A 397-nucleotide genomic window follows, 5' to 3' on the forward strand; every position below is an offset into this window, starting at 1 on the left:
CTATGAGCGTTGATCGCCGCGTTGGGCTGCTCGCGTTCCAGCAGGCTGCATCGTTATCAAAGATCATGATGCGAATGACCTGGAATTATGAAATCAGCGAGAACCAACAGCTGGTCACAAGCGACAACCCAATGTTTTGGGTTCGAGGAGGAGGGCCAGCCGATATTGGGGCATATGGCTTCGGACTTGGCAATTCACATGCCGTGATTCCTTTTCCTATTAGCCCTAGCGTCATTCTGCGGCTCGATTGGCGTCCCGACATCGAATGGAAGAAACTCAAATTGGATCGCCAGAGAGCAAAGCTGGCGAACCAGTATCAGGCCAAGCACAAGGAAAGGTTTCTGTTCTTTCGGGATCACGATCAGGGACTGCTGAACTTGGCAATGAAATACAGGGA

At 51.1% G+C, this 397-nt stretch carries 1 protein-coding gene; it reads left to right on the forward strand.

All coding sequences use genetic code 11. The features are described 5' to 3' along the window. Nucleotides 1-397, forward strand: a 397-nt coding sequence (locus FMN63_RS03045) for a DUF4238 domain-containing protein (protein WP_148582488.1), incomplete at both ends; no start/stop codon positions are given.

The organism is Stappia sp. BW2, assembly GCF_008107695.1.
GTDB lineage: Bacteria > Pseudomonadota > Alphaproteobacteria > Rhizobiales > Stappiaceae > Roseibium.